The organism is Bacillota bacterium (assembly GCA_040755295.1).
GTDB lineage: Bacteria > Bacillota > Desulfotomaculia > Desulfotomaculales > Ammonificaceae > SURF-55.
The window spans coordinates 127,365-150,679 of record JBFMBK010000001.1; the positions used below are offsets into that span (position 1 = coordinate 127,365).

Sequence of the window (23,315 nt, forward strand, 5' to 3'; positions counted from 1 at the left end):
AATGAGGCGTTTTGAATTTCGTTTAGAACCGGTACTGAAATGCCGAGTAATAAAAGAGGAACAGAAGGTCCAGGCCCTGGCCTACGCGCAGCGGGAAGAGGAGAGTCGGGAAGCGCTGCTTAAAGCTGTATCCGACGAATACGCGCAGAGCATGGATGGGGAAGGAACAACGATCTGGGAGTTGCAGCAATGGGCTTTTTACAGGGACCTTTTGCGTGAACAGGTGCATACCAAGGCTGCGGAACTTGATGTGGCGGCAGAGCAGGTGACCAATTGCCGTGCGGAGCTTATGGACGCGCGGCAGGAACGGTTGACCATGGAGAAAGTCAAGGAACGGCGGTATGCAAACTTCCTCGAGGAAGAAGCTTGTAAGGAGCGGAAGCAGTACGACGAGATATCACAGCTTGTCTTTCAAAATAAGGCAATAAACGGCTTACCCGAGAAAGGAGGTGAATAAATGTTAGAGGTGCTTTTCAGCAAACCGTCTGAGGGAATTAAAGTCCCGGGCGGACAGTGGAAACCGCCCGATGTGTTCTCCGGAAACGCCGATTTCAGTGTTCTACTTTCCGGTCTTGCCGGTGATTTTCCGGGGATGTCGGGTACCAATCCAGACGCCGCGGCCGATCCATTTACGGCTGAGACTGAAACAGGGACGGAAGGGACCCGGACCTTGCTATCACCTGCAGGATGCGACACCCCGACGGTTCCTGGGACCGGGTGCTCAGGTTCACAGACCGGGTCAGCGACGCGGGACATTCCGGGGTATACGGCAGAGACCGGAAAGGGTTTCCAGCGGAGTGAAACGGCTGCGCCGGTTGGGAAACCCGGGGATCCGAAGCCGCCCGAACTGATCTGGGACGGCGTTCAAGAGGTCGACACTGTTTCTGATGCAACCCTGGAATTAACCGTGAACGTTGCGGCGAACCCTTCCGAGAATTCCATTCCGGCGGGAAAAATCCCCTGTGGTGCTACGGGAAAACCAGTCGCTGCTACGGAAGGGGTTCCTGCGGCTGTAGTCCGGGGAACGGTGGCAGATGCACCGGTTGGACCGGGTAAAGACTCCACGGTCGGACTTGCGGTAACACCGTTGCGCCGGACTGTGAGCGAGGCCGATACAACCGGAAGGACTTTCTCCCAGCCGGAAGTAAGTGCGGCTGACGGTCGCGACAAGGTTGTTTTAACCTCGATCCCCCAGGCGCCGGAAGCTCCGGCGGATGTGAAGGTGGTTCAAGCGCCGGAGCAAGCAGCTAAACCTGTCGTGGAAGCGCCGGTTCAAATGCCGGAACAGCTTCAAAGGACGGTTCAAGCCGCCGACGCTTCCGTCGGCGATGAGGCAACCGATCCATCCCCAGGGCGTCGGAACGAGGAAACACCTGCGGCGGTTCTTCTCCGAACAGGGAGGAACTCTTCGCACGATCGTATTTCCGTTGGCTCCACATTAGCATCTTCCAAACCCGGGGCTTCTGCCGGCACAAAGTCGACGCCTGCATCCGTACAAACGTCAGCGCCGGTTCAGAAGACGGAACAACTTCCGACGACGACGGTCCAAGCCGCTGACGCTTTCGCGGGCGACGGCACAACCGAAGGGCGACAGAAGGGGGAAGTCCCCGCAGGGGTTTCCATCCAACCGGACAAAGGTTCAACGAATGATCGTGGAGCATTCACAGCAACTCCCGGTTCCCCGGAGGAACAGGTCATGCGTGACGGCAACCTGACCCAGGCGGCGGTTCAAAAGGTGAAGGATTCTCAAGCAAGGGCCGCAACGCCGGAGGCGTTCCGGGGTCATCAGGATGACGCGGCGCAAAAGGTGCAGAAAAGCCTGGATTTGTCACCAAGGCCCGAGGCGATGCGGGGTATCGAGCATGTCTTCCAGCCTCCCCGGTCGGATGCGGCTCAGGGGGTGCCTTTCACCGGTACCGAACGGGTCCCGATCGAAGGGCTGTCGAGGCAGCTTGCCGAAGAAATTGCGCGGCGGGTTTCCACCCTTACGAACGACGGCCGCACGGTGCGAATCGAGCTTCATCTTGACCCGCCCTCCTTGGGAAGCGTCGCTGTGCGGCTTGCGCTTTCCGGTGACGAGGTCAAGCTGCATTTCTTCGCCAACGATGTAGCCACCAAGAGTCTTTTATCGGATGCACTGCCGGAATTGCGTTCCGACCTCAGCCAGATGGGCCTTAACATCGGGGAGGCCCACGTCTCAGTCGGGCAAGGCCATACGCGAGAACACGAACCACGGTCGCATTGGGCAACCGGGTTCGCCGTCCCCGGCGGCCATTCGTCGGATACCGGAGAAGCAGTACCCGCGGACGGAGTAAACTACCTGGTTTAGAAGGGAGGGTGAAACATGGCTGCAGACATTTCGCCCGTAAACAATACCGTACCCAAACAGAGCGAAAGCGGTTTTGCCGGGTTGCTCTCAAAGGATGCCTTTTTGCAGATTCTGGTTGCTCAGCTGAGCCATCCCGACCCCTTCGCACCGCAGGATCCGTCTGCCTTCATTAACGAAATGTCGCAGATGTCCATGCTTGAGCAGCTCTTGAATCTGAGCAACCGAATGGAGGCCGTTTACCGGCTCGAGGCCCTCAACCAGGCGGCATCGCTGATCGGGCACGAGGTCGTGGTAGCGGACGGAGGAGAAACCGTTACAGGAAACGTGGCGAAGGTTGTCCTGGGACAGGAAACGGTTACCCTGGTGATAGACGGTAAGCCTTACGATGTCGGTATGCTACTGGAGGTACGATGATGGTCGATAAAATCATTGGAAGTCCAAAGGTAGCGACGGTCAGCCGGGCGCCGGCAATCCGGGGCAAGGCCGGAGAGTTCCAGGCGGTGCTGCGTCACGAGTTAACGGAATCACCCGGCATCAAGCTCTCCGCCCACGCCGAAAAACGTTTAAGGGAGAGAAACATTAATATGACCGTTCAGGATCTGGCGCGGATTAAGAATGCTGTGGAAACAGCCGCCGCCAAAGGCACGCGCGAGGTGCTCCTGATTTACGGAGACCTTTCCCTTATCGCAAGTACGGCGAATAAAACCGTGGTTACGGCGGTAGCGCGTGAAGAAGGTTCGGTTTTCACCAATATCGACGGCGCGGTAATAGTCAAGTAATTAAAACAATACGGACCGGTCCGAAAGGGGGTCCGTGGGTTGCTGAATGACTGAGGCAACCTCAAAACAAGGAGGGTAATACCAATGATACGTTCTTTATACTCAGGCGTTTCCGGGATACGGACCCACCAGATCCGGATGGACACGTTGGCCAGCAACATCGCGAACGTAAATACGACGGGTTATAAAGCGGGAAGGGCTAATTTTCAGGAAACACTGGCCCAGACCCTTGGACGTTCGGTGACCAACTCTACTCAGGTCGGTCTTGGTGTCGGCCTGGCGGCGATTGACAATATTTTTACCCAGGGCGCGATGCAGACAACGGGGCGTTCTCTGGACCTGGCTATTGAAGGAAACGGCTTCTTCGTGGTAAAACCCGTTGACACAACCGGGACCACGGTGGAAAACCCCATGTACACCCGGGACGGTACGTTCTACATCGACAAGGATGGTTATCTTGTTAATACACAAGGATACCGGGTTCAGACGTCGGACGGCGCCGATCTTCAGTTCACCACCATAACCCCCGACCAGATCGCCACGATAAGCGTCGGTACCGACGGCAGCATAAACGCTACGGGTTCGGACGGTACGACGGAAATGTACACCATAGGCATCTGCACCTTTAATAATGTAGAGAGCCTGCAGCGCATGGGCAGCAACCTCTGGGACATAACACCCGGCGTGACGCAGTGGAGCGGCGGCGGGGACGATCCCACCCCGGGTCAGCCCGGACAGGAAGGACGCGGCATCATACGCTCCGGCTATCTGGAAATGTCGAACGTGGACCTGGCGCAGGAATTTACCACCATGATAACCACAGAACGCGGCTATCAGGCTAACGCCAGGGTTATCACCACTTCGGATGAAATGCTCCGGGAACTCATCGACCTGAAACGGTAAAAACCTTTGATAGGGTGAAATGATAAGTGGCAAAAACAAAACCTTCCGCCGAAGGCGAGACGCCCGTGAAAGCCAAAGGCGGTAAAAAGTTGATTATCATCATTCTCGTGACGTTGCTGATCTTGGCCGCGGGAGGAGCCGCGGCCAAGGTCCTCCTTTTCAGCAAGAAACCGGCTTCGGATGCCACTCCGGCGGCGTCGAAGGGCGAAATACAGACCATGGAGCTCGAAAGCATCGTCGTGAACCTCGCGGATGAGAATTCGTCCCACTACCTCCGGATTACGATGGTTCTGGCCTTTTCCGGTGATGAGAAGTTCGTCGAGGAGCTTGAAGCGGACAAGTATAAGCTTCGCGACCGGATAATACGAATCCTGCGCAAGAAAACGAATGCGGAGGTGACGGCTCCCGATTACCCGGATAAGCTCAAAAAGGAACTGTTACAGGAGGTCAACAGTCAGCTGGAAGGCAAAAGGATCTCCGATATTTACTACTCCGAGTTTTTAGTTCAGTAGGTGACCAAAAATGATGACTGAGGAAGACATCAGAAAATTTCTCGCTAATCTTAACGAAAAAACAACTACATCGGTGGAAAAGGTGCGTTTTCCTTCGCTCAACACGCAGCCTCTAACGGCTTTGCCCGTGAAAACCGGGATACGTTTCTTGGAAGAGGTCAAGGTCGATATAGTGGCTGAACTCGGAGAAACCATTTTAAAAACCAGAGAAGTCCTGGAGTTGAAAGAGGGCGCGGTTATCGGGTTGGACCGGGCTGCGGGAGACGCCGTGGACCTGCTGATAAACAACCAGAAGTGCGCGAGAGGCGAGGTGCTGGTGCTCAACGAAATATTCGCCGTGCGGGTAAGCGCCGTTCATTCGCCCCGCACGCTGCTGCCGGAGGATGTAGCTGATGGGAAGTGAAATATTTTGGGCGATCGTTCGCCTGGTAATTTTCCTTCCTATTATTATCGCTCTTATGTATGTTTTGATGCGGTACGGGCTTTCCCGAAGGTTTTTACCCGTAAGCACCGGCCGTTACATTAAGGTTATCGAACAGGTTCCCCTGGGGCCGAAGGCGGCGTTGAGCTTGGTAAGAATCGGTAAGAGGTGTTATCTTTGCGGGTATGGGGAAGGGGCGATAGCAATCCTGCAAGAGATTGAAGAAGACCTTCCGGAAATAACGGAACCACCCATTCCGGCTTTCGAGCAGATCGTGACCTCCAAGATCCGCCAGATGTTCAAGCGATAAGTAAGTGTGTTCAGAATGTTTTACCACGGAGGCACAGAGTTCACAGAGAACCAAGATATCAAGCTGTATAAAGAAGACTCCCACAGTCTCATTCAGCAGCGCTACGAAAAATCTGAAAATATAGACCCGTAAGGTTGTGACTCAGAAACAGAAGCGTAACATAAACGGAGCGCGGGGAGGAGCGAGCAGTGCAAGGAAGCGCTCCGACGGGCGGGCCGGAGCGTACTGGATGCGTACGTGAGGACCCGGACGGCGGAGACTGACGAAGCAATGCGAAGCTTATCGCCACGCCAGCCAGAAGAACGCTAGAGATAAGACTCAAGATGGGGTATGGAGGAGAAAAGGATGCGGGGAAAGTGGCGCTTGCTGTTCCTTGTTCTCGTATTCTCAGCGTACTGCCCGGTGGCGACGGCTCAACCGGTTGGAATACCCGCGGTTAACTTTTCCGTAGGGCAGGCAAGCACGCCGGCCCAGGTTGTGGATAGTGTTAAGATCCTTATCCTTCTGACGGTGCTGACCCTGGTGCCGGCTTTCCTGGTGTTGATGACCTCATTTACCCGGATTGTGATCGTCCTCTCATTTTTGCGTAACGCTTTGGGCACCCACACGACGCCCCCAAACCAGGTAATCGTCGGGCTGGCGCTTTTTCTGACGGTTTTCATAATGGCGCCGGTTTATGAGCAGGTGAACCGGGATGCCGTCCAGCCGTTCCTCGCAAACCAGATAACCCAGGAGGAAGCCCAAGAAAAAGGGGCAAGGCCGCTGAGAGAGTTCATGCTCAAACAGACACGGGAGAAGGACATCGCGCTTTTTATAAAACTGTCCGAGGCGCCTGCGCCCAGATCGCGGGAAGACGTGCCCTTGACCGTAGTTATTCCGGCATTCGTCATCAGCGAGTTAAAGACCGCATTTACGATGGGGTTTTTGCTATATTTGCCCTTCCTGGTTATCGATATGGCGGTTTCCAGCATCCTGATGTCCATGGGTATGTTTATGCTGCCGCCGGTTATGATTTCGCTGCCTTTTAAACTTCTCCTTTTTGTGTTGGTTGACGGCTGGTTCCTGGTCGTTAAATCGCTGGTGGAGAGCTTCCGCTAAGTTGGTAACAATGTGTTGCCGGAAACGCTGTGCTTACTCCGGCCTACAAAACTATAGAACTGAGATCTATCAATTTAAGACTTAATATTGAACCTTGAACGTGTTACAGGGGGAAGATTTATGTCACAGTCTCTCGCAATCGATATGATCAACCAGGCGCTTTTACTCGTGCTTTTCGTGGCGGGCCCGGTTCTTGTCGTATCCACGGTAGTCGGATTGGCGATAAGCATCTTCCAGGCGACGACGCAAATCCAGGACCAGATGATATCCTTCGTGCCGAAGATCGTTGCTGTGTTCTTGACGCTCATCCTGTTCTTCCCATTTATCATCCGGATGATGACTAATTTTACGGTTACGGTTTTCAACCAGTTTCCGGCGGTCATGCGGTAAGACGGTTCCTCTTGTGGGAGGGCTTTTGGTGGATTATAACTATCTAACGACCTTTCTGATGGTCTTCGCGAGGATAACGGCGTTTATCGTTGTCTTCCCGATTTTCGCGGTAAGCGGTATTCCCGTACAGACGAGAATCGGCCTGGGGTTTGTGTTGTCCCTGGTCTTGACACCGGTGGTAGGTGTGGGATTCGGCGCCGATTCCGTTCTCGGTTTTGTGCTTGATATGGCCGGTGAAACGCTGATCGGGTTGGCGATAGGGTTGACGTCCGCAATGGTTTTTCAAGCGATCCGAATGGCCGGGCAGTTGACGGGCATGCAGGTTGGTTTCGCCATGGCCGAAATGCTGGACATCTCCGGACAACAAAACACCATCGTGGCGGAATTGATGTTTTTTATGGGCGTGATTGTCTTCTTCAGTATTAACGGACATCATGCGGTCTTAACGGCGCTGGCGAAAAGTTTCTCGATCATACCCCTGGGAGGGGGCGTGGTTAAAGGGAGCACAATGATAATAGTAGCGCGGTGTATCGGCGGGATGTTCTCCACGGCGCTGCAACTGGCGGCTCCCATACTGGCGGTCATGGTGGTGGTGGACGTTTCTTTAGGGATTATGGTGCGCATGGTCCCCCAGATTAACGTCTTCATGATCGGCTTTCCCCTTAAGGTTTTTGCCGGGCTTTTTATGATGGCGGGATTGCTGCCTGTTATGGGCTTTGTTTTGAGTAAGATTTTCGAGCGGATGGTGGCGGATGTCTTAATAATAACGCGGGGGTTGGCCTAAATGTCGTTATTCGGGCAGGGACAAGACAAAACCGAACCCGCAACACCTAAACGGATACAAAAAGCCAGGGAAACCGGCAGCATAGCTAAATCGCAGGAATTGGCGGGAGCAACGGTGTTTCTGTGTCTGGTTCTCCTGTGTTATTTACTGAAGGACTGGTTCTATTACTCTATGGCAGGTTTCTGGGTGAATTACCTTACGAATTTTACGCGCTGGGAACTGACTCCGGCAAACGCGGCCGCGCTGTTCACATCGGCCGGCCTGACCTGTCTCAGGCTGCTTGCGCCGGCTTTTCTGGTAGCCTTTGTGGCATCAGTAGCCGTTAACATTGTGCAAGTCGGATTCATCTTTTCCCCGCAGGTGCTGTTGCCGAAGCTGGAACGGGTGAGTTTTACCTCGGGTCTCGGCCGCATGCTCTCCGCCAAGGCGGCGGTGGAGTTCGTCAAGGCGTCCCTTAAAGTGTGCGCGATCGGCGGGCTGATATTCTGGCTTATCAAAAAAGACCTGGGAAGTCTGCTGATGCTCTTGAATGCCCAGCCTGCGAAGGGATTCATCATTGTCAATGACTTCATCTTCCGGATAGCGCTGACTGCCGGGATCGCTTATTTCGCGCTGGCGGTTATGGATTACATCTACAGGCGGTATTCTCATCAGAAAGAGATGATGATGACCAAGGCGGAGGTAAAGGAAGAATTCCGCCAAACAGAGGGCGACCCGATGGTCAAGGGCTGGCTGAGACGCCGCCAGCGTCAGGCGATGCTGAACAGGATAAAACAACAGGTGCCCAAAGCGACGGTGGTGGTGACCAACCCCACGCACGTTGCGGTGGCGCTGTTATACGAGGAAGGAATGAACGCGCCGCTTGTTATCGCCAAGGGTGCGGGATACCTGGCGGCGCGCATCAGGGAGATAGCAACGGAACACCGCGTTCCAATGGTGGAAAACCCGGACGTGGCCCGGTACCTTTACAGGCGGGTTGAGGTGGGGGAAGAAATACCGTCGGTTCTTTACCAGGCGGTGGCGGAGATCATCGCCCTGGTTTACCGGTTGAAGAAGAATAGGACGGGGTAGATAGAGTCCTAAATAACGAGTTGCGGGTCGCGGGTTGCGAGTGAACCTTGAACTGTCTTACCTCGAACGGACCTTAACCCTGTACCTTGCACGTCGAACGTTGAACCTTGAACGTTGAACTTAGAACTAAATTGGCGGAGGCGTTATTCATATGCCGGCCGAAGCGGCGAGAGCGGGCTCAATCAAACGGTACAGCGATTTACTTATTGCAGGATTGGTCATCGGGGTGGTCCTCTTAATCATCATCCCGGTGCCGGCTCCGGTATTGGACGTGTTATTGGTGATGAGCCTGGGGGTTTCGCTGGTCGTAATGCTCATAACGCTTTTCACCACCGAAGTGTTACAGTTTTCGGTTTTTCCGACGTTGTTGCTGGTGTTGACGCTTTACCGGCTTTCGCTCAACATTTCTTCGACTCGGCTTATTCTGGGACAGGCCGACGCAGGAAATGTGATCGCCGCTTTCGGTGGTGTGGTAGTCGGCGGCAGTTACATCATCGGTTTTATTCTTTTTGTTATCATTACCGTAATTCAGTTTGTGGTCATTACCAACGGCGCCGGACGGGTCTCGGAAGTGGCGGCCCGGTTCACGCTCGACGCCATGCCGGGGAAGCAGATGGCGATTGACGGCGATTTCAACGCCGGAATGATCACCGAGACGGAGGCGAAGGAAGGACGGCGCAAGCTTCAGCGGGAAGCGGACTTCTTCGGGGCGATGGACGGCGCAACGAAGTTTATCCGCGGGGACGCCATCGCCGGTCTTGTAATTGCGGCGATAAATATCATCGGGGGTTTAGTAATCGGCTTGGTCGTGATGCGCATGGATGTCATGGAATCGCTCAGGACCTACACTTTATTGACCATCGGTGACGGGCTGGTCACCCAGATTCCCGCGTTGCTGGTCTCAACCGCCACCGGTATTTTAGGAACGCGCGCGAGCGCTGAGGCGAGCTTCGGCCGGGAAATTGCGAAGCAGTTTACGTCTTATCCACGGGTATTGTACGTTACGGCGGGGATCTTCTTCGTTATAGGTCTTGTACCCGCGATGCCGAATATCTTATTTCTGTCCATGGCCGGGGCTGCCGGGTTTACTGGTTACAGCCTGGTGCAGGAAGAACAGCGGCGCCGGTTGGCGGATCAGGAACACCAGGTCAAGCGGGTAAAAGAAACAAGGAAAGAACCGGAAAACGTTCTCAACTATTTTCAGGTTGACCCGCTCGAGATTGAAATCGGATACAGTTTGGTACCTCTTACTCAGGAGGACCAGGGGGGTGACCTTCTGGCGAGGGTTGCGGCCGTTCGCCGGCAATGCGCCTCCGAACTGGGCATTTACGTAAGACCGGTGCGTATTCGAGATAACCTTCAGCTTAAACCCAACGCTTACATTTTTAAACTTCGGGGGGTTGAGGCCGCGCGCGGCGAGGTGATGCCGGGTTATTTCCTGGCGATGAACCCGATGGGCGAAAAGGGGAAAATTAAGGGGACCCCCACCCGCGAACCCACCTTCGGCCTCGAGGCATGGTGGATCAGTCCGGCGGATAAGGAAGCGGCGGAAGCCGCGGGCTATACGGTGGTTGACGGGAGTACCGCCCTTATTACGCACCTTTCCGAATTCATCAAGCGCAATTCGGCGGAGCTTTTGGGGCGGCAGGAGGTTAAAGAGCTTGTTGATGCCGTAAAAGAAAAGAACCCGGCGTTGGTCGAAGAGCTCATTCCGGGCTTTTTGAACCTGGGCGAGGTGCAGAAGGTTCTCCAGAATCTTCTGCGCGAGAGAGTACCCATCCGCGACCTCGTCGGGATCCTTGAAACCATAGCGGATGCTTCGGCGGCAAGTCGGGATATCGATTATCTAACCGAACGGGCAAGGGCGGGGCTTTCTCGGATTATAACCCGGCAGTTCGCGGTCGAAGGACGTTTGCCCGTGATAACGGTTCACCCGCGTCTTGAACAGACCTTAATTGAGGCTTCACAAGGCCAGGGGCTGCAGGGCGGTTTTCCGGTGCTGGAACCCCGGAAGGCGCAGCGGCTGCTGGAGAAGGTGGGAGAGGTGACCTCACGGGTAGTCCACCAGGGAATGCTTCCGGTGGTTTTGTGCTCGCCGGGCGCGCGTCTTCCTCTTCGCCGGATAACCGAAAGAAAGTTTGCACAACTGGCCGTGCTTTCGTACAACGAAGTCTCACCTGACGTCGAGGTTGAAGCCATCGGGACGGTGATATGGGATGAGGATTAAACGTTATGTGGCCCGGGATATGCAGGAAGCTCTGGCCCTTATCAAGCAGGATATGGGGCTGGAAGCGGTGATAATATCCAGCCGTCAGGTGAGGGGACGGGGGTTGTGGGGGTTTTTTTCCCGGCAGCTTGAAGTGACCGCCGCACTGGATGAGAGACAGACCGTGAAAACAACGGAGTTGGAGCAGGTGGCCGTCAGCGATAATGGTTGCACACCGCCTGAAGAGCAGCTTTTTCAGGCGCCGGGTTATACCGCTGCGCAATTCAATCAGACGCAGGATTTTCAGTTCCGCCGGGAGCTTTCGGAGGTTAAAAACCTCTTGCACCGTCTTTCCGAACAGGCTGAATCAAACGAGGACACCTACATCCTAAAGTGGCGGCGTGTTCTAACCGAAATGGAGATTAAGAAAGAGATCGTGGACGAGTTGATTGCGGCGCTGGAAACAGAAATCAATACTGACCAGCCGTACTGTGACGAGGCCGCAGAGGTATTCCTGCTCAACCGAATGGCTCAAATCGTTGAACCCGTTTATCAGCAAAACAACACCGCAAGGGTTATTGTTTTCGTCGGTCCTACCGGCGTAGGCAAGACCACCACCCTGGCCAAGTTGGCGGCACAGCTTCGTCTCTTCTACCAAAAGAATGTGGCGTTAGTAACGGTGGATACCTTCCGGATAGGCGCGGTAGAGCAGCTTAAGACCTATGCGGAGATTATAAATATTCCCTTCGAGGTGGCGATGACGCCCGAGGAGTTGAAGCGTGCTTTGGACAACCACCCGGAAGCCGATCATATTTTGGTGGACACCGCCGGGCGTCCTTCAAAAAACCTCCAGCAGGTGTTCGAGTTAAAAGGATTTATTGAGGTTATTCCAAAGCCGTGTGACATCTATCTTGTCCTGAGCTGCAATACCAAGTTTCAGGATATCCTGCGGGTGGCGGAGGATTTTACCCGTCTTGAATACAACAAGCTTATCTTCACCAAGCTGGACGAGACCGAGTCTTTAGGCGGTATCCTCAACCTTATTAATCATGTCGGGCTTCCTGTTACCTATCTGACCAACGGCCAGAGCGTGCCGGAGGACATCGAAACCCTTTATCCTAAGAAGTTGGCAAAGTTGTTGTTAAAGGGGGGCGGCTATATTGATCGATCAAGCGCACAAGCTGCGAACCCTCGTTAACAAGATTCTTCCCCCGCAGCCGCGGAGCCATGCGATCGGACCGCGGGTGATAACAGTCACCAGCGGTAAGGGTGGTGTGGGGAAGACAAATGTTGCGGTTAACCTTGGGCTGATACTGGCGCGCTCGGGGAGGCGCGTGCTGCTCTTTGACGCGGACTTAGGGTTGGCAAATGTCGAGGTGCTGATGGGAATCACGCCGCCTTATACGCTCTACGAGTTCCTATACGGAACCAAGAGTATGGAAGAGGTAGTATACGCTGATCCAAGCGGGCTGCAGATCATATCCGGCGGTTCCGGTATTTGCGAGTTGGCTCAACTCGACAGCTTACAGCGTCAACGGATTCTTCAGATATTGCCTTACTTGCGGGCGAGAACGGATTTTGTTCTGGTGGATACCGGTGCGGGTATTTCAAGAGATGTCCTGGGTTTCGTCGCTGCCGCCGAGGAGGTGGTCATCGTGATCACGCCGGAGCCAACTTCATTAACCGACGCGTACAGTCTGATAAAGGTCCTGGCAAGGTTTAACGTGCATTCGGAAGCCCGGTTGGTTGTTAACCGGGCGCACGACAAGCAGGAGGCGCTCCAGGCGGCTTCAAAACTCCAGTTGGTATGCAGCAAGTTTCTTGACTTCAAACTTAGCTACCTTGGGGAGATACCGGAAGACGGCGCAGTCGGACAGAGCGTCAAGGACCAAAAACCGCTTGTCCTTTCCCAGCCGTATTCCGCGGCTGCAAAAAGCCTGAACCAGATTGCGGGCCGTCTTGTTGAGGGTAAGGAATGTAACCCGGAGGCAGCGGGAAGGTTTCTCACCCGACTATTACGTCTATTCGGATAAGGGGGGATGAAGACACCCATGAAACAGGTTGGTTTGTCGGTCAGTCAGCGGATCCAGATCGCCCTGGTAGGCATCCCGGACTATTTTGTTTCAGTCGTAGAGGACATAACAGCGAACGAGATATTCATCGCCGTGCCCTATCGGGGTCTCGCGCCCCTCGTCCTGTCACCCGGAGACCGGGTCAAAGTCAATTTTCCGGGAGACGGCGAGCTGTTCACTTTTGAGAGTACGGTAACAGGGAAACGTGAGTCGGGAATTGCGCTTTACGGGTTATCTTTTCCCGAGAAAGTCGAACGCATTCAGCGCCGGCGGGACGTGCGGCTCTTTGTCTTGCACGAGGTCTATTATGCCGAAGTGCCCGCAGGCAAGGAACAACCGGTGTTCAAAAAGGCAAAGGCTCTTGATATCAGCGCCGGTGGATTACGCCTGGTGGCGGAAAACGACTATCCGCTCGGTACGATACTGCTGATTAGATTTACATTACCGATGCGGAACAACGCCCTCGAAACCTTCACCAAGGCGAAGGTGGTCCGGCAGGAACCAATACTATTGGACAAACAGCGGCTTTTTCACCTTGGTTTGGAATTCATTGATCTGCCCCAGGGCCAGAAGGACAAGATTTTCAGCTATATATTCTGGAAGATGATGGAGCAGTCCAGGCTTCGATAAGTCGTTACAGAGAATAAGAGAAGTAATTGTGCAGGGGTTTGTTTAAGAGGGGGAAATGCCTTATGGCTATCGAAAACGCTTGGCAGGAATACAAGGTTAACGGAAGCGAATCTGCCCGTCAGGAGTTGATTCTAAAACACCTCCCGATGGTCAAGCAATTGGCGGGGCGACTTGCGGTCCGCCTGCCGCCATGGATCAGCCAGGAGGATCTTGAAAGTGCGGGTATTTTCGGGCTGATGGCGGCGATAGAGCGATTTGATCCCGGCCACGGCACCGATTTTGAGGCCTATGCTTACAGGCGGGTAAGAGGCGCGATGCTTGACGAGGTGCGCCGCCTTACCTGGCTGCCGCGGAGCCTTTGGCAGAGAATGCAGGAAGTGAATGCGGCGCGTGAGGAGTTGGAAAAGAAGAGCGGCCAGCGGCCCTCCGATGACGAGCTGGCAACGGCATTAGGAATGACTGCCGCGGAGTTGGTTAAGGTAACGGGTTATTTTCAGGCGCTCTGTCCGGCGTCTTTGGAGGAAGTGGTTAATGTGAGCAACGGGAGCCAACTTTCCTGGGGCGATTTGATCGAAGACCCTTTAAGCCCTGACCCGTTAGAATTACTAAATCAGGGGGAGGACCATCAGATCTTGGAAAAAGCTATAAGTCGTCTTGACGAAAAACTCAAGTTGGTTTTGGCGCTGTATTATCAGGAGGGGCTGACCCTGAAGGAAATCGGGCGTGTGCTCAACGTTTCGGAATCACGGGTTTGTCAGCTTCATGCCAAGGCAATAAAAAAACTGCGTGAGACGATTTCTTCAATGAACGAAGTTGGGAGCGGGCGCTGATGCTAACACTGCTTCTAGGGATTTTGTTCGTTTTACTCACGGCGTTTTGCGGCTACTTCCTGTGGTTTATCTTCCGTTTCAAACGGCAGCAGGATTTTGACGCCCATTTTCAGGAAGCGGTTACCGTTGAGGAACTTGATCTCGAGGGGCGTTTGGTGAACATCGGAAGTCAGCTTGAAACCTTAACGGCCATCTGCATGGAACTAAAGGAACGCCTCCAGGGGGTTGAGCGCCAGGCGGGTGAGGTTCTGAGGCGCCAGTCGACCGTAAGGGGGGAGCTCAGTCCGTACGAGATGGTCTATAAGGCCTTCGAACGGGGGAAGAAGGTAACGGAACTAGCCCGGGACTTCGGGCGAAGTAAGGGCGAAATCGAGTTAATGCTGAATCTAAGGGAAATTAAGAAAAAGGAGGGATAACCGTGCTCCGCGGAATTTATAACGCAGCTTCGGGCCTGAACCAGCAACAGAAGGAGATAGAGGTTGCCGGACATAACATCGCGAATGTTTCTACCACAGGGTTCAAGCCCAGCCGTATCAATTCGGGGAGTTTTCCGGTCGTGCTTTTAACACGGATGCAGACCGGGAAGGAACCGGCAGGCATCGGTCAGACTTCTTACGGTACACAGATGGTGGTTCAGGTTACAAGATTCGACCAGGGGCCGTTGGAAAGCACGGGGTCCCCGATGGATGTTGCGCTGATGGGCGATGGTTTTCTGGTGGCGGATACCGCGGACGGTGAGCGTTATTTCCGCGGCGGTACGCTATGTATCGATAGTGAGGGTTATCTTGCTACCGTATCGGGAGATAAGATTCTTGGCGAGAACGGGCCGATTGAGATTACGAACGGCAAACCGGAGATCTCCCCTGACGGAGGAGTAACCGTGGACCGGCAGACCGTCGGAAAGCTAAGGGTCGTCGAATTCGCAGACAGGGATCAACTGGTCAACGAGGGACATGGTTATTTCAGCGCTGACGGGACCGTGCCGGATGACTCTGCTGCCACGGTCGTTCAACAGGGTTATCTCGAAGCATCCGGAGTAAATGTTGCAGATGAATTAACCAGGCTGATCGAAGGATTGCGTGCCTACCAGTTAAGCCAGCGTGCTTTGCGAACCCAGGACGAAACCCTTTCCAGAGCCATAAACGAAGTAGGAAAGGTGCGCTAATGCACACGCCGTGTTACCTGGTTTGAATTCGTGTAACTATTCAGGTGCTCCCGAAGGGCGCGTCGATAGGCTGCGCACAGCTTTGTCGGCGCCACCGGCCGGATGCTCACGTACGTTTCGAGTACGCTCCGCTCCGCCCGGCGTCGTCCTTCGCGCTCTGCTTGCCTCTCACCGCGTTCCGTCAGTGTAATATAGGTTGAATAGTTACGAATTATTCTAAGCGGCTAATTGGAGGGGAAAGTCTTCGAAACAGCATGGGGACTTGAGGCCGGTATTATGCAGGAAATACAGGTTGGTATAGCCGATTATAAGGTTGGCAGGGAACCGGTGGTCTTAATCACGCTCGGACTGGGTTCGTGCGTCGGAGTAGCCCTATATGACCCTCGCAACAAAATCGGCGGGTTGCTTCACGTTATGCTGCCGAGGATGGAGGATTTCGGGAAGGAAGGTAAACTGGCCAAGTTTGCGGATCGGGGTATACCGGTGCTCTTGAAAGAGGTTCTAAAGTTTGGCGCCGACCGGCGGTTGATCCAGGCCAAGATAGCGGGAGGAGCGCAGATGTTTCAAGGCACCGACAGCAAGTTCCAGCTGAATATAGGGGAACGGAACATAGATATGGTCCGAAAAACACTGAACAACCTCGGCATCAGAATCATTGCGGAAGATGTCGGGGGAAACAAGGGGAGGACGATGTCTTTGGATACAATGACGGGCATGGTGAAGCTAAGAATGCTTGGAGCGCAGGTTAAGGAGATTTAGGCCGGTATGGATTTCGATACTTTTAGACGAAACGTGTGCGCTACTTTTCGGCTGGACCTATCCAGCTACAAAGAAACGCAACTCAAACGCCGTATCGGCAACCTGATGCTTCAGCGCAACCTTACGGACTACGCTGATTATTACCAGCTTTTACGTCGGGATGAGGGTGCTTTCCAGGAGTTGATGGACTACTTTACCATAAACGTTACCGAATTCTTTCGCGATCCGGTAAAGTTTAAGTTACTTGAAGAGAAAATTGTTCCGGAGCTTTTGAACAGACGCCAGGTTCTCAGGGTGTGGAGCGCCGCGTGCTCCAGCGGCGCGGAGCCTTACTCCGCGGCCATGATCCTCGAGGATCTCACCCCGGGCAAGCTTCATCATATTGAAGCGACCGATATTGACCGGACCGTACTGGAGTTGGCGGAAAGAGGAGTTTATTCAGCCGATTTACTGCGGAACGTCTCTCCCGCGAGGCGCGCCAGGTACTTTCAGGAAGAGAACGGACAGTACCGTTTACACGAGCAACTAAGAAAAAGGGTGGCTTTCAGGTACCATGATTTGTTAAAAGATCCTTACAAAAAGGGATTTGACTTAATTATTTGCCGAAATGTGCAGATATACTTTACAAAGGAAGCTCAAGACAGGGTGAATAAAATGTTGAGCAGCGTCCTTAATCCCGGGGGTTATCTTTTCGTAGGGTCGAGTGAGACCATCTTTAACTACCGGGAACTGAACCTGGAAAAAAATTCGCACACTTTTTACCGAAAAGTTGAAAGTGGCAGCGGCAGGGGAGGGTGTTCTATTGGAGCAATACGTTGATGCCCTGCAGGAGATAGGTAATATCGGCATCGGCAATGCCGCCACGGCGCTTGCCACTTTTCTGAGTGCGAAGGTGAAAATTACCGTGCCGAAAGCCGTTTTGGTGCCGGTTGAAGACGTTTTTCAGGTTATTGGAGGGATTGAAAACTCGGTAGCCGCTGTAGTACAGCGGGTTGAAGGGGACCTGAGCGGAACACTGCTGTTCTTCTTTCCTGAAGCGAACGCTCTCAGCCTTATTTCCCAGCTTTTAGGGCATTCTACGGAATCAATGAATGAAATCGACGGGATGGGGCAGTCCGTGATAAAAGAAGTGGGCAATATCCTTACCGGTTCTTTCCTAACCGCTATCAGCGTAATGACCCAACTTACAATTGTCCCGTCGGTGCCGATGTTTACGTTCGACATGCTGGGATCAATAATCAGCAGTTCGCTCCTGTGCACAGGTATGCTTGAGGACCAGGTCTTGTTAATAGAGACGGAACTATCGGAAGAAGATCACCTTGCTTCCGGCGAGTTCATTTTCTTCTTTAACATCGGTTCGCTTAATACGCTGCTCGCAAGTTTGGGCCTGTTGGAAAATTAAGAGGAGGGATATTCTTGGGAAAGAAGGTCTTGATTGTCGATGATGCAGCCTTCATGCGGATGATGATCAAAAACATCATCACCAAGAGCGGTTATGAGGTTGTAGGCGAAGCGGAGAACGGGATGGTAGCGCTTGAGCTTTACAAAGAATCAAAACCAGACCTGGTGACGATGGACATTACCATGCCGGAGATGGACGGTATTTCCGGGGTCAAAGCGATAAGATCCGTGGATCCCAAAGCGAACATCATAATGGTGAGCGCGATGGGACAGCAGGCGATGGTAATGGAGGCCATTCAGGCCGGGGCAAAGGACTTTATTGTAAAGCCGTTCCAGCAGGAGCGGATCTTACAGGCGATGGAAAGAGTGCTCGCCAGAGCGGAGTAAGAGCAAAGAGGGGATAATAGTGCCTGAAGTCCTGTCGCAGGATGAGATCGATACGTTGTTATCGGCCCTTTCCACCGGTCAGATAAAACCGGAGGAGACGCAAACTACGGCCGCAGTTCCAGCATCGAAAAGGTATGATTTTAGGCGCCCAAACAAATTCTCAAAGGACCAGCTGCGAACACTGCACATACTTCACGAGAATCTGGCCCGAATTTTGTCTGGGTTTCTTTCAGGCTATTTACGGACCAATATTTCCGTCACGGTAAGTTCTGTGGAGCAGTTTACCTTTGACGACTTTATCCGTTCGCTGCCGATGCCCACGCGGGTTAGTATTTTTAGCCTGAAGCCTTTAAAGGGAATGGCGGTAATGGAAACCAACCCGAACTTTCTGCTTCCGGTGGTCGATCTTCTGTTCGGCGGTTTAGGTGAGATGCCGAAGCGGATCCGGGAACTGACGGATATTGAGATCTCAGTGGCAAAGAAACTTAACGCTAAGCTTCTGGAAAACTTGAGCTTCGCCTGGTCCGATGTTTTTGCGGTTACACCGGAGATCGAAGCGGTGGAAAGCAACCCTCGCCTTCAACAGGTGATCTCGCCGAGCGAGGTGGTCGCGGTCGTAGCATTTACGACGGTGGTGGGAACAGACGCCCGGGGGCTTATAAACCTTTGTCTGCCTTATGTTACCCTGGAACCGGTCTTGGCTCAGCTTTCAAGTTATTATCACGCAGGATCCATCGGTTTTCAAGAGGGATCGTCCGAGAAGGAGTTGTTGTACTGGGTAAACCAGGTGCCGGTTGAACTGACTGTTCTGACGGGTGAAACCGAAATAACGGTACGGGAGTTCCTGAACCTCCAGTTACAGGACATCATTCCGCTAAGCAGCGGCGTTAACCAGGATCTTGAGGTTTATACGGGGGGCCTCTTGCGGTATTACGCCCAGGCCGGAACCGTCGGGCGGCATCTCGGAGTACAGATAACCTCGCTTGCGGAAGGGGGTAAAGCTTTTGGCTGATAAGTTGCTGATGCAGGAAGAGATAGACGCGCTTCTGAGCATGAATCCGGAGCAGAATCCTGACGAGTCCCAGACTGAAGTGTCCCAGGCTGAAGGTTCGGCGGAAGCTTCTTCTCCCGCCGCTTCTTACGACAGCGTCTTCACTGGTGAAGAAAAAGACGCTCTCGGCGAAATCGGGAACATTTCCATGGGTTCTGCTGCCACCTGTCTTTCCGAGATCCTTAATCGAAAGGTCAGCATTACCTACCCACGGGTCAGTGTGTCCGGTTACGATGACCTGGTAAAGGGCTTCGTCGTCCCGTATACGGCCATCAAGGTTCGTTATACCGAAGGCCTCACGGGTTCGAGTTTTCTGGTTATCAAGACCGATGACGTGGCGATAATCGCCGACCTTATGATGGGGGGGGACGGACATAATCCCCCCGCCGAATTAGGCGAACTGGAACTGAGTGCGGTTTCCGAGGCGATGAACCAGATGATGGGCGCCGCAGCCACGTCTATGGCCGATATGTATAAGAAGTTAATAAGTATCGCTCCGCCCGAAGCCACTGTTTTCAGTCAGGATGAGTGGGCCGGGCACGTGGATTTAGGGGTGGAGGACCCCATCGTCGTTGTATCCTTCAAGATGACCATAGGTGAGCTTCTTGACACCGAATTCATGCAGATAAAGGGTGTTTCAGAGGCAAAGGAGGAAGTTTCTCTCCTGTGGCAGGGTGTTGTGCCGCGGTCGAAAGACATGCCGGATACTCCGGAAGAAGCCATAGAGACACAAATTGAAGATCTGGAAGGGACGGAATCGCCGGAGGAACAACCGGTTCTGCCGGTTGGCCCTGCGCCGTCACCGAAAGCCGCACCGGCGGAACGCACCGCCGCCGTACCGTCCAATATTGACCAAACCAAGCTGGATCTTATTCTGGACATACCGCTCAAAGTAACCGTGGTTTTAGGGCGGACGAGGCGGCCGATTAAGGATGTTCTGGCTCTCGGGCCCGGGAATATCGTGGAACTGGCGACGCTGGCCGACGAACCGGTGGAGGTTTTGGTCAACGGTACGCTTGTGGCCCGGGGAGAGGTAGTCGTTGTCAACGAGAATTTTGGTGTTCAAATCACCAGCATCATCACTCCCCAGGAAAGACTCCTGTACCTCAGTAGCAAAAGCTGACCATTGACAGCCACAGAACCGTCAAATAATATAAATGTATCTATTCGGGCGTCCCGTCGTCAGGCGTGACGATGGCTGCGCATTTCGGATGTTGGATGAATGAGGTAAAAGTCGGATTTCTTAGAGGAATTCGCTGCTGCGAATTCCCCCGTTGAGTCTGACCTCTGATTTCCGGGTTCCGACATCTGAATTCAGTATGCTCCGCGTAGTCCCGGTTCAGTTTTGCTGTAGAGCACGGGCCGGCGCCGGATGGGCGTCTTCCGACCTCCCGAGCGGCGGTCTTTGTACGTTTATGAGCACACTTAATAAGGTGGTAGAAGAAGTGAGCAAAGCTCAGGTTAGTCGAACATCTGTTGCTGCGCCGAAGACGGCGCAAGTTCCGTTCTCGCATCAGGTGGCCTTTTGGGGAATAGCGGGCCTTCTGTTTTTTACCCCGTTCTTCAGGGGGCTTTTCTTCCCCCCGGAGCAAGAAAAAGCGATGATAGTGGCGGCCTTATCCTTCTGGCTGGTGTATTTCGGGCTTTGGCTGCGTAATAAAACCCGGTTTTTCGAACAGCCGCTCGACTGGCTGGTTTTCGGACTTCCGGCGGCTTACTGCCTCAGTGCCTTCGTTGCGGTAAACCAGGGGCTTGCGGTTAACGAAATCGTAAAAGCCGGAATATGTTTTACGGCTTTCTGGAGTGTCTCGCGCCTGGTGACCGAAGAAGAGGTAGTTCGGCGGATACTGAAAGTGATATGGGCAAGCGGTGTATTTGTCGCCCTTGCCGGGTTGGGGACGGCCACAGGCATAATAAACATCAGGGACGGTTTCCTCTCCGGACGGATCTATGCTTCCTTCCAGTATCCGAACGCTCTCGCCAGCTACCTGCTGTGCGTTCTCATCCTCGGCGCTTACCTGTGGGTTTACTCGCTGGAACGCGGAAGCGGGAGCCTGAAAGAGATCTGGCCCGCAAGACCCGGCTGGGTCGACCGCCTGGGTTTCATGTCCTATCTGTACGCCGCGGGCAACTTCCTCATCGCGGCCGTCTTCTGGGGAGCGAAATCCAACGGCGGTATTCTTACGCTTATCATTATCTCGCTCCTAATGGTCTTCGGCGTGCCGCGGGAGAAAAGAACGGTGCTTTTCCTCCACGCCTTACAGGTCGGCATTCCCGGTCTTTTTGTCGTCTTACAGTTTATTAACGAGGCAACGGCCAAGCATTTCAATGCGGCCTGGTTGTGGGTACTCCTTGGCTTGGTTGTGGCCGTGGGAGTTCAGGTATTCCACGACCTTTTACTTAAGGGGAAGATTAAAAGGATTCGGATCCCCGTCTGGACCTGGGGTGCGGGTCTTGCGGTTCTGGCGGCCGCGGTCGCCGCAACCCTTGTGCTGCGGCCGAGTCTCTTACAGAAGCTTCAGGCGCTGATTCATTTCCGCAACGCCGTCGAGCGGTTGTACTTCTACCGCGACGCGCTGGAAATGATTTTTGCCCGGCCCGTTCTGGGCTGGGGCGGCGGCGGCTGGCAGGAAGCCTACCGTCACTTTCAGCATTATCTTTACAATTCCACGCAGGTTCACGGCTACTACTTTCAGGTGGGAGTGGAAACAGGGATCATCGGCCTTCTTATAATCATCGGCATCTGGCTGGCTTTTCTGATGAGGGCCCACCGGATTTTCCACGGCGCGGGTAAGGACACCGGGCGGCGCTTCCTGGTGGCGATGTTGACATCCGCCGCGCTCAGTGTCGGTATTCACGCGGCTGTTGATTTCAACCTTTCGCTTACGGCGCTGGCGCTGGTGTTGTTCGCCCTGTTCGGGATTGTTGCCGGGTTAAAACGGGCTTATGAAGAAAAACCGACAACCGAAATTAAGTCGGAGAAGAAGCTGCGCCGGGCGAAGAAACCGGTCAATCCCACGCCGCTGGTCGCGGTCTCCGCGGTTACTCTGGTCTTTGTCTGCGGCGTTTTCAGTCTAATGACGGCAAACAACCATGCCCTAAAAGCGGATGCCGCTCTTCAACAGAAGAGCCTGGATAAAGGGCTGAAAGCAATGATGGCGGCGCGACGCTGCAACCCATTCAACGCGGAGTACGACGCCTTGATCAGCCGTATCTACCTTGCGCAGGGCAATTACGAGCAGGCGCTGCAGGCTGCTGATTCCGCCGTCAGAAAGAGTAAGTACAGTTCCGTGCGCCTTGCGGAGCTGGCTTCGGCTTACCAGAACACCGGACGTTACGAAGATGCCGTTACCGCCGCTGAAAAGGCGGTGGCCGACGCTCCTTTCCAGATCCAGTGGTATGACAACCTTTCGCGCGTGACCTTTGTGTCGGGCTACATGCAGTTAAACGACAAGAAGCCGGCTAAGGCAAAGCCTCTGTTTGAACGCGCGGTCTCAGTACCGGGCATGATAAGGTCGAAGATGACCGCCGTAACAGCGGAGGAGCGGCGGCTTTGGGTAGTGGCGCCGCTTATGGAGCCTACGCTTACGGTTAAGATGAATGCCGGAGGGGCGCTGTGTTTCCTTGGACGCCTGGCTGAGTCTGCCAAGCTGCTGGACGAGGCATTAAAAGAGGTCGAAAAAGAGGGTGTCAGTGAGCAGGAGAAAGAAATGTACGCCGAGGGGTGCCTTTGGCGCGCGCTTGCGGCCGATAAACAAGGGGACAAGTCCTTGTCGCAGCAATACCTCGAAAAGGGTAAACAGCATGTTCCCGATGTGGAAGCCTGGTACGCGCAAGTTGAGAAACTGCCCCCTGTTAAGTAGTTCCGTCTTTTATTGAAACGGCCGTTTATCAGGAGTTTCAAAATTGAAGCGGGCGAGGTTTTACAGCCTTTCAGCAGGTTTCAGACCTTGACTTCAAGGATGGGTTTCGGTATACTAAGTTTGTGTTTTTGCGGAGCTGTGGTGTAGCCTGGTTTTAACATACTGGCCTGTCAAGCCAGAGATCGCGGGTTCAAATCCCGTCAGCTCCGCCATAAATATTCGCCGCGGTAGCTCAGTTGGTAGAGCAGAGGACTGAAAATCCTCGTGTCGGCGGTTCGATTCCGTCCCGCGGCACCATTTTGGAAGTTGGAAGCCAGAGGTTAGAGGTTAGAAAATTAAAAGACCGAGCAAGAA

At 53.8% G+C, this 23,315-nt stretch carries 26 protein-coding genes and 2 tRNA genes; all 28 read left to right on the forward strand.

Translation table 11 applies throughout. The annotated features are described in order from the left end of the window. The first annotated feature begins 1 nt into the window (after nt 1). The 28 genes from fliJ (at nt 2) to AB1500_00695 (ending at nt 23,258) form a co-directional block, all read left to right on the forward strand. Nucleotides 2–457, forward strand: a complete 456-nt coding sequence (gene fliJ, locus AB1500_00560; protein MEW6181657.1) for a flagellar export protein FliJ — start codon at nt 2–4, stop codon at nt 455–457. Then, complete coding sequence (locus AB1500_00565) at nt 458–2,329, forward strand: flagellar hook-length control protein FliK (GenBank protein ID MEW6181658.1); 1,872 nt, start codon at nt 458–460, stop codon at nt 2,327–2,329. Nucleotides 2,330–2,344: 15 nt separating this feature from the next. Further along, nucleotides 2,345–2,743 carry a flagellar hook capping FlgD N-terminal domain-containing protein gene (locus AB1500_00570; GenBank protein MEW6181659.1) on the forward strand — a complete coding sequence of 133 codons (399 nt, stop codon included), beginning with the start codon at nt 2,345–2,347 and terminating at the stop codon, nt 2,741–2,743. Then, entirely contained in the window at nt 2,740–3,108 is a 369-nt protein-coding gene (locus tag AB1500_00575) for a TIGR02530 family flagellar biosynthesis protein (protein ID MEW6181660.1), read from the forward strand. The genes AB1500_00570 and AB1500_00575 overlap by 4 nt, the downstream gene beginning before the upstream one ends. A gap of 84 nt (nt 3,109–3,192) precedes the next feature. Continuing rightward, complete coding sequence (locus AB1500_00580) at nt 3,193–4,011, forward strand: flagellar hook-basal body complex protein (GenBank protein ID MEW6181661.1); 819 nt, start codon at nt 3,193–3,195, stop codon at nt 4,009–4,011. Nucleotides 4,012–4,037: 26 nt separating this feature from the next. Beyond that, complete coding sequence (locus AB1500_00585) at nt 4,038–4,523, forward strand: flagellar basal body-associated FliL family protein (protein ID MEW6181662.1); 486 nt, start codon at nt 4,038–4,040, stop codon at nt 4,521–4,523. A gap of 10 nt (nt 4,524–4,533) precedes the next feature. Beyond that, nucleotides 4,534–4,926: a FliM/FliN family flagellar motor switch protein gene (locus AB1500_00590; GenBank protein MEW6181663.1), complete on the forward strand. Its 393-nt coding sequence runs from the start codon at nt 4,534–4,536 to the stop codon at nt 4,924–4,926. Further along, entirely contained in the window at nt 4,916–5,254 is a 339-nt protein-coding gene (gene fliO, locus AB1500_00595; GenBank protein MEW6181664.1) for a flagellar biosynthetic protein FliO, read from the forward strand. The genes AB1500_00590 and fliO overlap by 11 nt, the downstream gene beginning before the upstream one ends. A gap of 345 nt (nt 5,255–5,599) precedes the next feature. Next, nucleotides 5,600–6,352, forward strand: a complete 753-nt coding sequence (gene fliP, locus AB1500_00600; GenBank protein MEW6181665.1) for a flagellar type III secretion system pore protein FliP — start codon at nt 5,600–5,602, stop codon at nt 6,350–6,352. A 120-nt stretch (nt 6,353–6,472) separates the two neighbouring features. Beyond that, nucleotides 6,473–6,742: a flagellar biosynthesis protein FliQ gene (gene fliQ / locus AB1500_00605; GenBank protein ID MEW6181666.1), complete on the forward strand. Its 270-nt coding sequence runs from the start codon at nt 6,473–6,475 to the stop codon at nt 6,740–6,742. Between the two features lie 28 nt (nt 6,743–6,770). Continuing rightward, nucleotides 6,771–7,526 (forward strand): flagellar biosynthetic protein FliR, encoded by a 756-nt coding sequence (fliR, locus tag AB1500_00610; GenBank protein MEW6181667.1) that lies wholly within the window; start codon nt 6,771–6,773, stop codon nt 7,524–7,526. Then, nucleotides 7,527–8,597 carry a flagellar biosynthesis protein FlhB gene (gene flhB / locus AB1500_00615; GenBank protein MEW6181668.1) on the forward strand — a complete coding sequence of 357 codons (1,071 nt, stop codon included), beginning with the start codon at nt 7,527–7,529 and terminating at the stop codon, nt 8,595–8,597. A gap of 151 nt (nt 8,598–8,748) precedes the next feature. Beyond that, nucleotides 8,749–10,824 (forward strand): flagellar biosynthesis protein FlhA, encoded by a 2,076-nt coding sequence (flhA, locus tag AB1500_00620; protein MEW6181669.1) that lies wholly within the window; start codon nt 8,749–8,751, stop codon nt 10,822–10,824. Continuing rightward, nucleotides 10,814–12,001, forward strand: coding sequence for a flagellar biosynthesis protein FlhF (gene flhF, locus AB1500_00625; GenBank protein MEW6181670.1), 1,188 nt, complete (start codon nt 10,814–10,816; stop codon nt 11,999–12,001). Before flhA ends, flhF begins: the two co-directional genes overlap by 11 nt. Continuing rightward, on the forward strand, nt 11,964–12,836 hold the full coding sequence (locus AB1500_00630; protein ID MEW6181671.1) for a MinD/ParA family protein: 873 nt from the start codon (nt 11,964–11,966) through the stop codon (nt 12,834–12,836). Before flhF ends, AB1500_00630 begins: the two co-directional genes overlap by 38 nt. Before the next feature lie 18 nt (nt 12,837–12,854). Beyond that, the gene (locus tag AB1500_00635) at nt 12,855–13,505 is read left to right on the forward strand and encodes a PilZ domain-containing protein (protein MEW6181672.1); all 651 of its coding nucleotides are present in this window, start codon (nt 12,855–12,857) and stop codon (nt 13,503–13,505) included. 62 nt (nt 13,506–13,567) lie between these two features. Beyond that, nucleotides 13,568–14,335: a FliA/WhiG family RNA polymerase sigma factor gene (locus AB1500_00640; GenBank protein MEW6181673.1), complete on the forward strand. Its 768-nt coding sequence runs from the start codon at nt 13,568–13,570 to the stop codon at nt 14,333–14,335. After that, complete coding sequence (locus AB1500_00645; GenBank protein ID MEW6181674.1) at nt 14,335–14,751, forward strand: hypothetical protein; 417 nt, start codon at nt 14,335–14,337, stop codon at nt 14,749–14,751. The genes AB1500_00640 and AB1500_00645 overlap by 1 nt, the downstream gene beginning before the upstream one ends. A gap of 2 nt (nt 14,752–14,753) precedes the next feature. Continuing rightward, nucleotides 14,754–15,500, forward strand: coding sequence for a flagellar hook-basal body protein (locus AB1500_00650; protein MEW6181675.1), 747 nt, complete (start codon nt 14,754–14,756; stop codon nt 15,498–15,500). Nucleotides 15,501–15,776: 276 nt separating this feature from the next. After that, on the forward strand, nt 15,777–16,259 hold the full coding sequence (locus AB1500_00655) for a chemotaxis protein CheD (protein ID MEW6181676.1): 483 nt from the start codon (nt 15,777–15,779) through the stop codon (nt 16,257–16,259). A gap of 6 nt (nt 16,260–16,265) precedes the next feature. Then, entirely contained in the window at nt 16,266–17,078 is an 813-nt protein-coding gene (locus AB1500_00660; protein MEW6181677.1) for a protein-glutamate O-methyltransferase CheR, read from the forward strand. Further along, complete coding sequence (locus tag AB1500_00665; protein MEW6181678.1) at nt 17,062–17,661, forward strand: chemotaxis protein CheC; 600 nt, start codon at nt 17,062–17,064, stop codon at nt 17,659–17,661. Before AB1500_00660 ends, AB1500_00665 begins: the two co-directional genes overlap by 17 nt. Before the next feature lie 14 nt (nt 17,662–17,675). Beyond that, nucleotides 17,676–18,047: a response regulator gene (locus AB1500_00670; protein MEW6181679.1), complete on the forward strand. Its 372-nt coding sequence runs from the start codon at nt 17,676–17,678 to the stop codon at nt 18,045–18,047. A gap of 19 nt (nt 18,048–18,066) precedes the next feature. Then, nucleotides 18,067–19,059 carry a flagellar motor switch protein FliM gene (fliM, locus tag AB1500_00675; GenBank protein MEW6181680.1) on the forward strand — a complete coding sequence of 331 codons (993 nt, stop codon included), beginning with the start codon at nt 18,067–18,069 and terminating at the stop codon, nt 19,057–19,059. After that, a complete protein-coding gene (gene fliY, locus AB1500_00680; protein MEW6181681.1) occupies nt 19,052–20,221 on the forward strand; it encodes a flagellar motor switch phosphatase FliY in 1,170 nt (389 codons plus the stop codon). Before fliM ends, fliY begins: the two co-directional genes overlap by 8 nt. Before the next feature lie 322 nt (nt 20,222–20,543). Beyond that, a complete protein-coding gene (locus AB1500_00685) occupies nt 20,544–22,961 on the forward strand; it encodes a tetratricopeptide repeat protein (GenBank protein ID MEW6181682.1) in 2,418 nt (805 codons plus the stop codon). Between the two features lie 132 nt (nt 22,962–23,093). Beyond that, nucleotides 23,094–23,173 (forward strand) — tRNA-Asp (locus AB1500_00690). Nucleotides 23,174–23,182: 9 nt separating this feature from the next. Next, nucleotides 23,183–23,258 (forward strand) — tRNA-Phe (locus tag AB1500_00695). Nucleotides 23,259–23,315 lie beyond the last annotated feature (57 nt).

What these genes read in the sequence shown, in the direction of transcription:
- fliQ (MEW6181666.1), top strand. Translation starts at nt 6,473, where the DNA reads ATGTCACAGTCTCTCGCAATCGATATGATCAACCAGGCGCTTTTACTC.
- flhF (MEW6181670.1), top strand. Translation starts at nt 10,814, where the DNA reads ATGAGGATTAAACGTTATGTGGCCCGGGATATGCAGGAAGCTCTGGCC.
- AB1500_00660 (MEW6181677.1), top strand. Translation starts at nt 16,266, where the DNA reads ATGGATTTCGATACTTTTAGACGAAACGTGTGCGCTACTTTTCGGCTG.
- AB1500_00640 (MEW6181673.1), top strand. Translation starts at nt 13,568, where the DNA reads ATGGCTATCGAAAACGCTTGGCAGGAATACAAGGTTAACGGAAGCGAA.
- AB1500_00635 (MEW6181672.1), top strand. Translation starts at nt 12,855, where the DNA reads ATGAAACAGGTTGGTTTGTCGGTCAGTCAGCGGATCCAGATCGCCCTG.
- AB1500_00590 (MEW6181663.1), top strand. Translation starts at nt 4,534, where the DNA reads ATGATGACTGAGGAAGACATCAGAAAATTTCTCGCTAATCTTAACGAA.
- AB1500_00645 (MEW6181674.1), top strand. Translation starts at nt 14,335, where the DNA reads ATGCTAACACTGCTTCTAGGGATTTTGTTCGTTTTACTCACGGCGTTT.
- AB1500_00655 (MEW6181676.1), top strand. Translation starts at nt 15,777, where the DNA reads ATGCAGGAAATACAGGTTGGTATAGCCGATTATAAGGTTGGCAGGGAA.
- AB1500_00580 (MEW6181661.1), top strand. Translation starts at nt 3,193, where the DNA reads ATGATACGTTCTTTATACTCAGGCGTTTCCGGGATACGGACCCACCAG.
- AB1500_00575 (MEW6181660.1), top strand. Translation starts at nt 2,740, where the DNA reads ATGATGGTCGATAAAATCATTGGAAGTCCAAAGGTAGCGACGGTCAGC.
- AB1500_00565 (MEW6181658.1), top strand. Translation starts at nt 458, where the DNA reads ATGTTAGAGGTGCTTTTCAGCAAACCGTCTGAGGGAATTAAAGTCCCG.
- AB1500_00570 (MEW6181659.1), top strand. Translation starts at nt 2,345, where the DNA reads ATGGCTGCAGACATTTCGCCCGTAAACAATACCGTACCCAAACAGAGC.
- fliP (MEW6181665.1), top strand. Translation starts at nt 5,600, where the DNA reads ATGCGGGGAAAGTGGCGCTTGCTGTTCCTTGTTCTCGTATTCTCAGCG.
- flhB (MEW6181668.1), top strand. Translation starts at nt 7,527, where the DNA reads ATGTCGTTATTCGGGCAGGGACAAGACAAAACCGAACCCGCAACACCT.
- fliO (MEW6181664.1), top strand. Translation starts at nt 4,916, where the DNA reads ATGGGAAGTGAAATATTTTGGGCGATCGTTCGCCTGGTAATTTTCCTT.
- fliJ (MEW6181657.1), top strand. Translation starts at nt 2, where the DNA reads ATGAGGCGTTTTGAATTTCGTTTAGAACCGGTACTGAAATGCCGAGTA.
- flhA (MEW6181669.1), top strand. Translation starts at nt 8,749, where the DNA reads ATGCCGGCCGAAGCGGCGAGAGCGGGCTCAATCAAACGGTACAGCGAT.